At 44.3% G+C, this 15,898-nt stretch carries 5 protein-coding genes; 2 read left to right on the top strand and 3 right to left on the bottom strand.

The window, feature by feature from the left end:
- Positions 1 to 348: 348 nt before the first annotated feature.
- Complete coding sequence (locus HMPREF9331_RS00675) at positions 349 to 1,641, bottom strand: MFS transporter (RefSeq protein ID WP_016419271.1); 1,293 nt, start codon at positions 1,639 to 1,641, stop codon at positions 349 to 351.
- 158 nt (positions 1,642 to 1,799) lie between these two features.
- Positions 1,800 to 12,209: a T9SS type B sorting domain-containing protein gene (locus tag HMPREF9331_RS00670; RefSeq protein WP_147293022.1), complete on the bottom strand. Its 10,410-nt coding sequence runs from the start codon at positions 12,207 to 12,209 to the stop codon at positions 1,800 to 1,802.
- Positions 12,210 to 13,420: 1,211 nt separating this feature from the next.
- Between HMPREF9331_RS00670 and fumC the strand changes: the two genes are divergently transcribed.
- Positions 13,421 to 14,818: a class II fumarate hydratase gene (gene fumC, locus HMPREF9331_RS00665; protein ID WP_009642591.1), complete on the top strand. Its 1,398-nt coding sequence runs from the start codon at positions 13,421 to 13,423 to the stop codon at positions 14,816 to 14,818.
- Between the two features lie 31 nt (positions 14,819 to 14,849).
- A complete protein-coding gene (gene efp, locus HMPREF9331_RS00660; RefSeq protein WP_009642588.1) occupies positions 14,850 to 15,416 on the top strand; it encodes an elongation factor P in 567 nt (188 codons plus the stop codon).
- A gap of 55 nt (positions 15,417 to 15,471) precedes the next feature.
- Here the strand turns inward: efp and ybeY are convergent, their stop codons facing one another.
- Positions 15,472 to 15,888 carry an rRNA maturation RNase YbeY gene (gene ybeY / locus HMPREF9331_RS00655; protein WP_009642586.1) on the bottom strand — a complete coding sequence of 139 codons (417 nt, stop codon included), beginning with the start codon at positions 15,886 to 15,888 and terminating at the stop codon, positions 15,472 to 15,474.
- Positions 15,889 to 15,898 lie beyond the last annotated feature (10 nt).

The raw sequence follows: 15,898 nt of genomic DNA, 5'->3' as shown, positions 1-15,898 counted from the left end.
TTAATGATTAATGCCAATAATGATTAATGATTAATGCCAATAATGATTAATGATTAATGCCAATAATGATTAACAACCACTGAATAACGCTGCAAAATTACAACATTTAGGATAGGAAAGTCAAGAAAAGGAGGGGTGAGAAGTAAGAATTTATACAATAAAAAATAGTGTTAAGTATTTAAGAAAGGGGTTGGGGGGTTAGGGGCGTAATAAACACATGTCTCTACAAAGGGTTGGCTATGAGGGTTCTTCATTAGCGTTTCTTTGTAGAGACATGAGTTTGTTGTCTCTTAGGGGATTAAGAGGGTTCTAATTAATCATTAGTAGCATTAATTAATCATTAAGGCATTAATTAACTACTATATCTTTATTTACATTTTTACTACCTACAAGGGCATAGTATAGGATATAAGCGAGGCCTAAGATCACTACCCAATAGCTTTGTACATAGCCGAAGATATCCGCTACATAGCTCTGAAGAGTGGAGAGAATACCACCCCCACATACCATAACCATGAAGATACCTGAAGCGGCAGCTGTGTATTTGCCTAAGCCCTCAGTGGCTAAGTTGAAGATACCTCCCCACATCACAGAAGTGCATAGCCCACAGAGGGTTAAGAGCATCACAGTAACAGGTACTTGAGCTAAACCAAAGGATATGTTTTTGTTGAATACAGGCATATTGACCAATATGTCAGTAGGTAAGAATATGGCCAATAGCACAAAGCATAAGCCTAAGGAAGCTACAAAGGAAAGCATGGCCTTGCTGGAGAACTTAGCTCCTAAGGCTCCTCCTACAAATCGGCCTACAAACATGAGGAACCAGTAGGTACCTACTACTGAACCCGCTGTAGTGGCATCGATACCTAAGCCGCCGTGCTCCGTTTTGGCAGTCATGAAATAGTTCTCTATTCCAGGAATACCCACTTCCACTCCTACATATACAAAAATGGCTATGATCCCAAAGACAAAGTGTCTGAAAGACATAGCACTATGAGGATCTTTTGCTTTATCCTCTACTTTCTTTACAATATGAGGCTCTGGAATCTGCATCATAGAAAGCACGATAAATACCAAAGCAAAGGTACCCATGGCCAAGTATAAGGCAGGATTGGCCTTGTCAATAGAGGCTTTTTCTATATTTTCCCCTATAAGGTAACCTACAAAGACAGGAACAATTGTACCTCCCATAGAGTTGAGTGCGCCACCGAACTGTAGCAGTTGGTTGCCTCGCTTGCCCTCTCCACCTAAGGTGTTGAGCATAGGATTGACCACTACATTGAGCATACACATAGAGAAGCCCGCCACAAAGGCACCTGTGAGATATATGGCAAAACTCTCCATTGCTCCCGATAGGAATATGATACACACCCCTACAAAGCCAACCGTTACGGCCGTCAGTGCTGTTTTCTTATAGCCTATTCGCTGTAGCATCTGCCCGGCGGGAATCCCCATAAAAGCATACGCAATGAAGTTGGCCAAGGTTCCCAATTGTGCCTGAAAGTTACTGGCACCGAATTGGCTTTTTACGATGACTCCCATTGGACTCTGTAAGTTGGTAACGAAGGCGATCATAAAGAATAACGCAAACATCATTAGAATAGGGAGTAGATAACTTTTGTTTTGCTGATTTTGTTCCATTTTTTCCTTGATTTATTAGGTACAAAGTTATGAAATTATCTCCTAATTTCAAACAAATTGCCTGATTATTTTTTCTTTTGACCAATGATTAACGACAAATGACTAATGACGAATCTGTAATGATTTGTCATTAGTCACTTGTCGTTAGTCACTTGTCATTAGTACTTGAGGTACAACCAACCTTTCTTGGTATGGGTTTGCTCGGCTGTATCTTGGTACTCTAAGATGTAGTAGTAAGTTCCTTGTGGGAGCTTGCTATCGGCACTTATGGTCGCACGTCCATTAGAATGGCCGTCAAATGGCTCACTGTTGGTGTAACCGTCCTTTTCATAAACCAATACACCCCAACGGTTGAATATCTTAAGGTTATTCTTAGGATACCCCTCAATATGCTCTATCATAAAGCCATCGTTCACACCGTCACCATTGGCAGAGATACCATTGTGGATCACTATCGGTTTGTCTTCCAATATCACTATCTTCACCTTAGCCTCAGCACAGATGGTTGGGTGATCTTTCATACAGAGGCTATAAGTCAAGGTATATTCCCCTGCGGGAGCGCCTTGTGGGATCACTACATTACCATTAGGTTCTATATTAGCGCGTGATTCTTGGCCTTCCAACATAGTGATCTCCACCTTATCCAAGTGTTCTAAGGCATTACCATCGGCATAGCGGTCGTTGTCCAAGACATTTCCTGCGATACCCTCTTTTACAAGCGGGTTGATCGGATTGGCGGTAAAGTCATCATCATTGGCTATCAAAGCAGGCAAGAGCTTAATCACCGCTTCGGCACTCTTACACTCTGTTGGTGCTGACTTCTTACAGATCGTATACGTATAGGTATAGACACCGTCTGGCGTGTTGGGTGCTATGGTGATCGTACCATCGTCATTCATGGTAAGAGCATTGGTTGGGTTTCTCTCGCTATCCTTAGCCTCGCCTTTGGTCAAGATCACATCGTCTACTGGTGATGGGTTCTTCTTCTTATTGAGTTCGTCGTTTTTCAAGACACTTTCGGTTTTGAACTCCTTGGTCTTATCGTTGGTAATATCAAACTCATCATCCTGAGCAGAGAAGCTCACTACCCTTATGATTACTGCCGCACTGGCGGTGTTAGAGATATTGGCCTTCTCTGTAATCGTATAGTAATACGTGTAAGTACCCTCTGGTATGTTCTTCTTCACTGAGATACGGCCGTCTTCGTTCATCACCATCTTAGTATCATCAATCACAGGCTTACCATTGGTTTTTGTTATACTTACCTCGGAAGGAGCGATACCCACTCTTTCGCCTATAATATCATTGTTCAAGACACTTGGGGTTAGTGCGCCTTCGGTACCTACTTCCCATACACCATCATCTTTGGCGAAGATATGGGCTTCTATAACTTCAAAGCTTACCTTAGCCGTATCACAGTTGGTAGGTACATCTTTTTGGCATATTGTATACTCGTAGGTGTAAGTACCCTTAGGCATACCGCGTTTTACAGTGATGCTACCGTTAGGATTCATGGTAATACCTTCTGTTATAGCCGCTCCGTCTCGTGTTACAGCCCCTGGAGTCAGTACCACATCACGCTCTGGGGAGAGGTTACCTACGACCCCTTCCATGGTATCTACTCCTGAAGAGAATACCGTTGCTACAGTGGTATAATCCACTGCATTAGGAATCTTACCAAAGTCATCATCTACCGCCTTGAGGGCAAGGGTCGGTACTTCCACTGTTATCTTCACCTTAGCCTCATCACAGATGGTTGGCTGATTCTTCACACAGATTTTATAAGTAATCTCGTAAGTGGCTGGCGCTGCATCATTAGGTATCATAATCTTACCAGTGGCTGGGTTTACCCCTACTCTTGTAAGGCCGCCATCGTTAGAAATGGTGATATCCACATCGGCTGGGGTTGCAGGATTACCGTTGACCTTGTCATTGCCAAGTACGGCTACTTCCTGGCCTCGGCGTACTGTCGTATCAGGGTCGTCATTGGCCTCTATGGTAGGTGCCCCTTCTACTACCTTGATTTCAGCTACGGTACTCTTTACTGCACCGCAATCGCTTGTTACCTCTACCCAGTAGTAGAGACTTCCTACGGTGTCGGTGGCTGGCTTATAGCTTGGATTGTTATCCCCTACTTCAGTGCCAGAGGTGTTGTTATTATCCGTATTCTTATACCACTTATAGCTGAGGGTACCTTCACCAGTGGCCACTACTGCAAGCAGTGTTGCGTCGGCTCCTCTTTGGTAAGTAGCCCCTGCTGGATGAGTGGTAATGGTGGTGGCTGTCTGTTGCGCCTTGATCTCAAAGCTATCAGAAGCTACCGATTCACAATTGTCATTGTTCTTAGCCGTAATGGTATAAGTACCAGGGGCTAGACCCATGATCTCATGGGTAATCGGATTAACCGTCAACTGGGTACCATTATGCCAAAAAGTTAGTCCTGACACCTGGGTAAGCTTAGCCACTGTTGGGCTGGTACAGCTGGCAGGGGTTAGCGTAATGGCTGGCTTGGCTGGTGCCGCCTGCACTGGGTTTATCGTAATTGTTGCCTCGGCTGAGGTACAACCTTGCGTATTGGTAGCGGTGATCTTATAAGAACCTGCCGCAGTAAGACCGCTGATGGTACCATCATTCTCTACATTACCCACTGTAGCATTGGCACTGTCCTTAATGGTATAAGTAAGGCCATTGTCATAGTCGGTTACCTTGGCTACACTGATAGCTGTACAAGTAGCGGCAGTCTTCTCTCCTATGGTAGGAGCCGCAGGGGCTGGGAGCTTATCGGCTATTTGGAAATCAGCTGAAGTCGCTTCACAACCGTCTTTAGAAGCCTTTACTTTGTAAGAGCCTGCCACAAGACCTGTTACTATACCGTCTGCTGCTATGGTAATGGTCTCTGTAACGGCCGTACCATCCGCTTTGGTAAAGGTATAAGTAGCATTCGGATCATAATTAGTGATCTTAGCTTTCCCCTCAGCAGTACAAGTAGGGGCTACAGCCGTTGCTGCTAGTGTTGGTTGAGCTAAGGATATAATCTTAACCGTTACTTCTGCACGAGGGCTTTCACAACTACCCAAGGTACGAGCTGCATAGTATTTATTATTATGTACAAGCGATGTAGTACTTGTCAAGAGCGAACCTCCAGTAGCTGCATCATACCACTTGATATCTGTACCTTGTAGTGCAAGATCCGCTACCGTTGCACTATTACAGAACGACTGAGTAGCTGTTGGTGTTGGCGTAGCAGGTACAGGTAATACATCTGCTATTGTAATAGTCGCCTCGGTTGAGGTACAACCCTGAGTATTGGTAACTGTGATCTTATAAGTACCTGCTGTGGTAAGACCATTGATTGTTCCATCTGATGCTACCGAAGCTGTCGCTACCACTGTATTGCTACTATCTAATATGGCAAAGACATCTGTAGCTGAATAGCTGGAATAGTTATCTACTTTTGCTACGCTTATTGCCGTACAAGTAGCAGCGGTCTTTTCCCCTATGGTAGGAGCCGCAGGGGTAGGGAGCTTATCCTTGATCTCAAACTCAGCAGAAAGGGCTGATTCACAACCGTCTTTCTTCGCTTTTACCTTATACTTACCTACAGAAAGACCTGAAATCTTACCTGTGTTATCCACTGAAGTTGCTGTTACTTCGGTGTTATCGTCCGATTTGACGAAGATATAGTCAAACCCACTAGTATAGTTGAGCTTGGCGATGCTAATTGCAGCACAAGTAGCCGCGGTATGTTCGCTTACGGTTGGTACCGCTGGCGTTGGTTTTATACCCTTGATCTCGAACTCATCGGAAAGATCAGAGATACAGCCGTCTTTGGTAGCTTTAACTTTATACTTTCCTACTGCAAGGCCAGAAATCTTACCATCAGAGGCCATAGTTACCCCACTTACCGTACTGCCATCAGACGATTTGATGAAGGTATAAGTAAAGTTGGCATCATAGTTAGTAAGTTTTGCGATGCTGATAGCCGTACAAGTAGCGGCCGTATCTTCGGCTACTATTGGCTTGGCTGGGGTCAGTTTCTTATCCTTGATCTCGAACTCATCGGAAAGATCAGAAGTACAGCCGTCTTTGGTGGCTTTTACCTTATACTTACCTACTGGAAGCCCTGTAATCTTACCACCTGCTACTACTGAAGCAGTACTTACTGTATTATTAGTGTTGGCTGACTCGACAATGGTATAGGTGAAATTAGCATTATAGTTGCTCACTTTAGCCGTACTGATCGCGCTACAAGTAGCAGCTGTATCTTCGGCTACCGTTGGCTTGACTGGCGTTACCTTCTTGGCTTTGATCGTAAAGCTATCTGAAGCGGCTGACTCACAACTACCGTTCTTAGCGGTAATAGTATGGCTACCTAGCCCAAGACTCTGAATTTCTCCCGTAAGAGTTACCGTAAGTTGGGTGCCATTAAGCCAATAGGTTTGGTTTGGATCATAGTTGGTAATCTTAGCTATGGTAGGGCTTGCGCAGGTCTCTGCCGTAAGGGTAATGGCCGGCTTGGCAGGGACAGCCTTCTGAGCCTTGATCTCGAACTCATCGGAAAGCTCGGAGGTACAACCTCCCTCGGTGGCTTTTATCTTATACTTACCTACTGGAAGGCTGGTAATCTTACCTGTACTGTCCACTGAAACGGTTCCTGTACTATTGTCTGATTTGACGAAAGTATAGGTTTTCCCCGCGGCATGGTTTGTAATCTTGGCTATGGTAGCGCTGGTACAGCTTTCTGCAGTGAGGGTAAGGGTTGGCTTATCTGGCACTGGCTTCTTAGCATCTATTATAAAGGTTGTACCTGTTGATTCGCAACCGTCCTTCACGGCTTTGATTACATAAGTGCCCGCCTCGGAGATACCATTGATACTACCATTGGAAGCCACTGTAGCGCTCACTAGAGTTCCCCCTTTGGTCACCTTGAAGGTAATTCCGGAAGCATAGCTGCTGTGGTTAGTCACATTGGCCGTGCTTACCGTACCACAGCCCGCTGGCTGATCTTGGGCAACCGTGGGTTGGGTAGGAGTGGCGTTGGTTTTTACCATTATGATGTTACTCAAAGTCTCTCCACAACCTGTGTTCTTTACCTTTACATAATAGTACTTGATACCATCTGCATTGGTTGGAGGTATAAAGGTCGGGCTACTACCTTTTAGAGTACCGTTATAGGCATTGGTAATACTTTCGTACCACTCATAAGAGAGGGTACCTGCTACGCCATGGGTATTGGCCACCACAGAAAGAGAGGTAGCGGTAGTACCTGTACAATACGGATTGGCAGGAGCTATAGGCTGGGTGGTGATACTTGGTGCTGGTTTTACAGTGAGTTTCACCTCTTGGGCAGACTCACAACCACCATTAGGTCGGGTTATCTTGAGCTTATACTTGAACTCTGTATCAGTAGTCAGTTTAGCGCCATTATAGGTAAAGACTGGAGTCGCTATATTAGTTGCCGATAGGTAGCTCAATCCATCAGCTGGGGAGACCGCCTCCCAAGTATAGCTGTCATAGGTAGGTACCCCTGGCTTGAGGGCAAAGGTATAAGGGTTGCTCTCACAGCCATTCTGATCGTCCATCAGGCCGGTAATTGTTTCTGGTGATGGCACGGCAACCTTCACATCGCTACAGAGACAGTTGTTGTCCTTGTTGCGAATTACTAAGTACAAGCGGCAAATATCGGTATGTGGCAAGAGCTTATCGTGTGTAAACTCCTGCTCTCCACCAGTTGGTAATGCTGCCCCATCGGTAAAGGTATCTACCAACTCACTATCTTCCAAGACCCCATCGTTGTTGGCATCCTTATAAAGGGCTACCTTGAGGATAGTATTATGAGCAGTAGTAGTACTGTTGTTCTTCACCTTATACTTGAAGGTTACTTTCTCCTGTCCTGCGACAATCTCGGAAGTGGTCTTCACCTGAGTGATAGCCAACTCGGCACGCTCGGTATGAATCGCTACCTTTTGCTCTTCGCCTGTGATAATGGTTACATCATGACATATACTAGGAGAAGGCAAGAGCGGACAAGCCAAGTTGGTAATCTTATCAGTTGTATAGTACTTGAGCTTAGCGGCCTGGTCACAATCCTGAGCAGGAATATTCATATCCTGATATACTTCTAACTCATATTCGAAATAGTGACCATTTTTAAGGTTTTGAGGTATCTGTATCTCTACTTCCGTTTCATCTCCTATAGTATTGTAGTTCAATACGGTAGGAGGGGTAACGGTGAAATTTGTTGCCCCTTCGTTATAGCTTGGTGGTGTAGTTAAAGGCGTGAAAGAGCCTACTTTATACTTAAATCCTTTAGGTACATGGATATAAAGACGCCCCGTAGCTCCAGTACGTTGTGCCGAACCAGTGATATTGATTTGGGTACGTCCGTGATAGCGTGCTCCTGTACCGCCCAAGCCAGCACAGATATTGGCATTGCCAGAGTGGTAAGTAAGGGTATTGTTTGCCGTATAGTCGGAGTTAGCCCCTATGATTCCTGCGACCATCTCCTCGGTCTTCTGACCGGTGGCAGGGCCTCCACAGAAGTTTTCCCCTACGATATCAATGTCAAAGGAGGAACCAATGTTAAAGTTACAAGTAGGCAAGACACTGAAGGTAAGTTTCAGTTGCTGCTTATTAGGGTTGGCCTCATTGAGCGAGCCTGGGAGCTTGCCCCCAGGGAGGATGTCCTCTAGCTTGTAGGTGGTAACATCCCCATTGCGCTCTATTCCTATATGTTTAGGATTGGAGACTATGGTATCATATACAACTCCATCGTATTCTACCTGCACCTTGCGGATGGTAAGTCCTGGTTTCTTGCGTACCACCAAGTTGGCCTTAAAGATATCTCCTGTTCCTGCACTCTTAATGGTATAGGTATAGGGGGTATCCTGACACATAGAGATTTTATTGTTGTCTAATCCATGATGTGCATAGCCAGGCTGTCCTGGGTTGGTATTGGCAGCAGTGATCTGCTTTTGGGCATTGGAAGGGGTTATGGTGAACTCTTTATAAGCCTCTGTTCCTGAAGAGGTAGCACAGGTAGTACGGTAACCTCCTGTAGGGTAGCCCGAACAGTTCCAACCCGCATAGAGCTTAAACTTAAGAGCAGACATACAGTTAGTAAGCTTGAACTTCACTGTATAGTACTTCTTAGTAGCTGTAATAAGTTGACTTACATGAAACATCTTTTCCCCTGAGATCGTCTCGGGTGTAAAGGGGGTGCCTTGAGGAACCCCTGCTGCATTGGTCTCCTGTAGGCTGAGCACTTCCATACCTGGCACATCGGGTATAGAAACCCAAGCATAAAATGTATTGGGTTTTCCCGGCGGTACTGATAGGCTAAAGCGCGCTTCCTGCTCTGTCTCATTGGCAATAAAGGAAAGCCCCTGACCCTCTGCATTGATGACAAGTTGTGGCTTATTGCTATACCACATAGGGTTTTCAAAACCATTATTCACAACAGGAGCCTGCTGAGCCGTTTGGGCATAGTGGTAATAGTAATCCTCAAACTCCACCTCTATGCTTGCTTTCTGACCCGCTGCCTTTAGGGCTGCCTGTTTTTTTGCATCAGTATCATCAGACGGAGCAAAAATACTAGTAGCTTCTTTTGTACTACAAGAAGGCTGTATAACAGGTTGTAGGAATTCCGCATAGACTCCTTTCATAGTTACCATTCCCGGAGGGAGGTAATAAGGATCCGCCGTATTGCTAGGGTTGGTATAGGTATATACACGTTCGCTCCCTTCGCTCATTGTCCATTTGTTTAAAGGAATAGGAACTGAAGGCCTATTGTTATTAGAAACATCCGAAGGAACTGCATTGTAACTATATGTCACCTTATCCCTGATGATGCGGTATGAGAGTGGCATCTTGATTGTGATTTTCTTAATACGCCTACCAGGGCGATATTCTCCCGTAAAATTATCCGTACTAAGTGTGGTACGTGTGGAGTACATCATACTTCCTCCTAAAGCATATTCATTACAAGCTTCAGGGGTAAATCCATTGGATGCTAATTTGGTATAGGTTTCTATGATGTTAAAGACAGGAATGAGATCCACCCCACAATGCTGCTGAGCTGTATGGTATCCTTGAGCATTCATATTGGTATCGGTCTTATCATCCAAGGAATAGAAGAAGGAAGTCTGTCCGGATTGTATATCCTTGGCATAAGTAGTACCATTTGGAATATTAGCATTCATCACTTGGTAAGTTGCCACTACAGAAAAGGTCTGACTAGCAGCCAACACCCCTGCAGGGAGTGCAGAAGTAAGGTTCCAAAGGAAGTATTTTCCTTGGGCATCTTGGGTGCGGGAAACCACCGCAGAAGCCTGTAGGGTAGTCTCATAGCTACCTACCTTTACCTTGATACTCTTGGGTTCAAGCTCGGCTGTTTTGGCTACAGCCATATAGTAATAGAGGTTGTCGGTAGGCCCGGCATTGGACTGTTGGCCTTCGGAGATCACCTCTATATGATCCAAATATAAGGCACGGCGGCGCTGACTGGCCGTTACATCAGTACGTACCACCCGATGGGTCATAGTAGCATCCGTCCAGCCATAGGAATCGTCGGCACGTTCTACTTTGGTGGAGAGCATCTGTGGCCCTTTATGAACACAAGTAGTCGTAGGACAACCCATACTAATCGCCTTGGTTACGCATACCCTCGGTATCTCACAGAAAGTACCATCCCCATTCTTATCTAAGATAGAAATACGATATTCCAAATTGCCTGTTGTACCCACTCCTGTACAGTCAGAGAGTTCTAACTCATAAGCGATATAGCCTGGCTTCCTATTTGTTTTTATATCATCAGGAGTGCCTACCGGATAGTTGGTCGTCAGGGCAGTATAGTCCAATACTCCTCCTGCGGGGATATCGGAGATAGCTACCGAAGGAACCGTTCTATCATTGGGGTCTTGCCCATAATAATAGCGGATGTTCTTCATCTTCACCCCTTGGGGTAATTTGGCATAGTAGCGATAGCGTATTTCATTATTCGCCCAGCTCTGTCCCTTATACCTCTGATAAGCGCTAAGGTACGAATAGGAGAGCATCAGATACCCATCTATTGCCTGATTCTTTACCAATTGGGCCGGCTGAGCAGAACCATCGGTAAAGGTAAACTCACGTCCAAAGTTCTGTGGGTTATATAGGACTCCCCTCTTTTCTTGGCCACAAGCATCTTCAAAGAAGCTCGTAATCACATCGTTTGAGTTAAAATTAGTAATAACATTAGCACAAGTAAAGGTCGTTGCCCCTGTTCTAGTCTTCAGATCATAACAGATTCTTAGTGTCGCATCCTTTTTAAGGTCATCGGCAAAACCATCATGATCCTCATCGGTAAGTCCTACATCCTTTCCTGCTAAAGCAGTTACAGACAAAGCAGCCAAATCATTAAGATCCAAAGTGATATTATTAGTCCCATCCCCTGGACTGAGTAGAATTTTGGTATTATCTGAGGCAATAATATTTATATTGGTAGGAATATAACCCCCTGTTGTTATGCGAATTTTATTCTTATAGGCTGTAGAACCATCTGCAGAAGTGTTTTTATAGCCTATATAGGAGGTACCGACTATCGCTCCACAGATGCCATCCTTCCACTCAAAATAATTATCTTGGCTACCGGTCTGCGCCATAGTGGTATTCACTGCCTTCAAATTCACTGTCCTAGATGCAGGCGTGTTAATTTCATCCTTCCAATACAATTCCGTAGCGGAAGGCCCCCAATAAGGGGTATAGTTAACCTGCTTGCTATTTGATCCACAAACCTTTACCTCATATTTCTCAGTAAGGGTAATGGTCTCATTAGCAGCAAAGCTGCCTGCCTTGGTGAGCTTGTACAAGTCCTTGCCTTCAGAAGGGAGACCCTTGCCGGTAGGGACTGTCCCTACTGCGGCAAGGGTATAGCCTGAAGGAGCGGTAAGGCTTACCTTCTCTATACCCGCTGGATAAGCCACTGAGAAATAGATCTCCTTGAGCTTAAACTCACTAGTATTTTTAACAGTGAAGCTATGGGTATAAGTTCCTACCGTCTCGGTAACGGCACCTATATCTAAGGTAATCTGCAATATAGGCCAGTTAAGCTTGTAAGCGGTAGACTGTTTATTGCTATTAGGCCCCGCAGGGGTAGCCGATACTTGGTCATAGAACTGCACCCCTGCAGTGGTAAAGCTGGCTAAGGCCGCCTGGGTGACCTTTTTCTTTACGGTAAAGAGCAAAGGTGCCCCCGCAGTACCAGTTACAGTAAAGGTAGGTGCCTTGTTATCAGTATCTCCTGTCTTGCGTACCACTGAAATGGCACCCGCTCCTTTAGTTACAGAAACATACTCCAAACCTGTGGCGAAGGTTACTTTCACCTCAGCGGTAGTAACTCCCGCGGGTAAGGTAAGGCCTACCTCCAAGTCCATTTGGAAATTAGTGTCGGCAAAATCCACCGAAGCAGGCTGAGGTGTTACAGAAGTAACAACCACTCCCTGGGCGAATAGTGTTCCCGCCGACAATAATAACAACGTAACAATCAAAAAGTTACGTATGTATTGCGATAGCTTTTTCACATCATTCATATGATAAAAGTACTTTTTAAATTTGTCGCGCAAAAGTACTATATTTTTTTGATTTATTTTGAAACACAATAATTTTTTTTTCAACAGAAAAGAGTGTTAATTGTTAATTATTAATTTTAAATTGTTAATTCAGGTTTTGTAAAGACTATAACTTATTGATTGTCAGAATTATTTCTTTCTTATATCCTATCTACCTCAAATCCTCCCCCCCTACCCCCCTCCGAAGGAAGGGGGCTAAGAGTGTGAAATCGGAATATATGTTACTTAAGTTTCGCAAGTTATTTTTAGGCTATTATTGTAATTATAAACAACTAATAATCAATTATTTGTAAAAACCTCCCCCACACCCCCCTCCAAAGGGGGAGCTTTAAGGGCGTTGAAATAGCCTAATTTGTTTGTCTAATTGGAAAATATTCTTTCTATAACTTATTGAACCTCTACTACTTACTAACTCCCCCCTTGAGGGGGGGTAGGGGGGATGTTTTGAGAATCTGTAAGTTATAGAGCTTGCGAAACTTAAATTAAGACTTATACTAAGAATTTATACTGATTAAACTCAATAATTCCCCCTCAGTTCCTCCCCCCTACCCCCCTCCGAAGGAAGGGGGCTAAGAGTGTGAAATCGGAATAATACATTATAAAAGACAGATATTCAGACTTATACAAAGAAGCTACACTGCATAAATGTGCTAATTCTCCCCTCAATTCCTCCCCCCTACCCCCCCCTCCGAAGGAAGGGGGCTAAGAGTGTGAAAAATTGGAATATATGTTATAGAATACAGATATTCAGACTTATACAAAGAAGCTACACTGCATAAATGTGCTAATTCTCCCCTCAATTCCTCCCCCCTACCCCCCTCCGAAGGAAGGGGGCTAAGAGTGTGAAATCGGAATAATACATTATAGAAGACAAATAATCAGACTTATACAAAGAATTTACACTGATTAAACTCAATAATTCTCCCCTCCTTCCGAGGGGCCGGGGGAGGATAAACAGCTATTCTAATACGCTAATTCTCCCCTCCTTCGAAAGGGGCTGGAGGAGGAACTGAGGGGATTTTGAAAAACAGCTTGCGAAACTTGAGTAAGAGAATATTAGAAATAAAAATATTTGAAAAAAATTTGGTGGTCTAAGAAAAAAAATATACTTTTGTGTCATGAAAAACTGATGCTTTTTTATCTTGGAAAAAAACCATTAAAACTATATACCAATGGAATATCGTATTGAAAAAGACACCATGGGTGAAGTGAAAGTGCCTGCCGATAAGCTATGGGGGGCACAAACAGAACGTTCTCGTAACAACTTCAAAATAGGGGCTCCTGCCTCTATGCCTAAGGAAGTGATCTATGGCTTTGCCTACTTAAAGAAAGCGGCCGCCTATGCCAATTTCGAATTGGGCGTACTCTCCGAAGAAAAACGAGACTTAATAGCTAAAGTATGTGACGAAATCTTAGAAGGCAAATTGGACGATCAATTCCCTTTGGTCATCTGGCAAACAGGCTCTGGTACTCAGTCCAATATGAATGTAAATGAGGTGATCGCCAACCGCGCTCAGCTTCTGGCAGGGAGAAAAATAGGCGAAGGGGAAAAAGTACTCCAACCCAATGACGATGTGAATAAATCACAGTCCTCCAACGACACCTTCCCTACTGGTATGCACATCGCAGCCTACAAAATGGTAGTGGAGACTACCATCCCAGGTCTTGAAAAACTCAAAAATACCCTACAGAAAAAATCAGAGGCTTTCAAAGATGTGGTAAAAATAGGACGTACCCACCTTATGGACGCCACTCCCCTTACCCTCGGTCAGGAGTTCTCTGGCTATGTATCCCAAATAGAACATGGTATCAAAGCACTGAAAAATACCCTTGCACACCTAAGCGAATTGGCCTTGGGTGGTACTGCTGTAGGTACAGGTATCAATACACCTAAGGGATACGATGTGGTGGTAGCCAAATATATAGCTCAATTCACTGGACTTCCTTTTGTAACGGCTCAGAACAAGTTTGAAGCCTTGGCCGCTCACGATGCCATGGTAGAGTCTCATGGAGCGCTCAAGCAAATCGCCGTATCACTTAACAAAATAGCCAACGATATCCGCCTTATGGCCTCTGGCCCTCGTAGTGGTATCGGGGAAATCTTGATTCCTGCCAATGAGCCAGGTAGCTCTATCATGCCAGGAAAAGTAAACCCTACTCAGTGTGAAGCTGTTACGATGGTTGCTGCCCAAGTGATGGGTAATGATGTAGCCATCAGTGTAGGGGCTACCCAAGGACATTATGAACTAAATGTGTTCAAGCCTGTGATCTGTGCTAACTTCCTACAGTCCGCCCGCCTTATCGGGGATGCAGCTGTAAGTTTCGAAGAGCACTGCGCTTCAGGTATTGAGCCTAACTATGCACGTATCAAAGAGTTGGTTAACAATAGCCTAATGCTTGTTACCGCCCTTAACACCAAGATAGGCTACTACAAAGCGGCTGAAATCGCCAATACCGCTCATAAGAATGGCACTACCCTACGCGAAGAAGCAATCCGCTTGGGCTATGTAACCCCAGAGGAATTCGATGCTTGGGTGCGCCCTGAGGATATGGTAGGAAGCCTTAAGTAATTAGTAAACAAATAAATATATTTAAATAAATATGGCAAGTACAGCTGATATTAAAAAAGGATTATGTATCCGTTTCAACCATGACATTTACAAAATCATCGAATTTCTCCATGTGAAGCCTGGGAAAGGGCCTGCTTTTGTGAGAACAAAACTCAAGAGTGTTACCACAGGAAAAACCATTGACAACACTTTCTCTGCCGGGCACAAGATAGACGATGTACGTGTGGAGACACGTTCGTTCCAATATCTCTACCCAGAGGGCGAAGAGCTTGTATTCATGAACGTAGAGGACTTTAACCAAGTGCATATCCGCCGTGATATGTTGGACTACCCAGACTTACTCAAAGAAGGGGAAGTGGTAATGATTATATTCAATGCCGAAGATGAAACGCCCCTTTCAGTGGAGATGCCTGCCAATGTGATTCTTACTGTAACTCATGTAGAACCAGGGGTAAAAGGAAATACAGCTACCAATGCCACCAAGCCTGCAACGGTAGAGACAGGTGCTATTGTAAATGTACCGCTCTTTATCAACGAAGGAGACCGTATCAAAGTAGAAACTGAGAAAGGTACCTACGTAGAACGTATGAAGGACTAGTTTTCCTCCCTTAGCATAAGAAAACCTTTGAGCCGCTATGGCTCAAAGGTTTTTTCTATTTTAAGAAAAGTGTCATTTTCTCCTCTTCTTTCTCTCGCATCTGTTGGGATTCTTCGTCGGTTTTATCCTTATAGCCACATAGGTGCAGGATTCCATGCGCCATTACCCTGAGTAGCTCCGCGGAGAAATCCACCCCATAGGACTGGGCATTCTCCCGCACGCGATCTATAGAGATATAGATGTCACTTGAGAGCAGGTTATCCTTGCCATAGTCAAAAGTAATGATGTCCGTCAAGGTATCATGCTGCAAATAATCTACATTAATCTTGTGCAAGTAGGTATCATCGCAAAAGATATAGTTGATATCCCCTTCTTTTTTGCGTTCAGAGGCAATGATGAGTTGCACCCAACGACGGAAATCGGCTTCTTCCTGTGGCAATTCAAAAGGAAGCTCATAAAAAAAATGTATCATATAGTATAAA

The organism is Capnocytophaga granulosa ATCC 51502, assembly GCF_000411115.1.
In the GTDB taxonomy this organism is placed as follows: Bacteria; Bacteroidota; Bacteroidia; order Flavobacteriales; family Flavobacteriaceae; genus Capnocytophaga; species Capnocytophaga granulosa.
The sequence above is the reverse complement of the archived record's forward strand: the minus strand, read 5'-3'. Positions and strand labels throughout refer to the sequence as shown.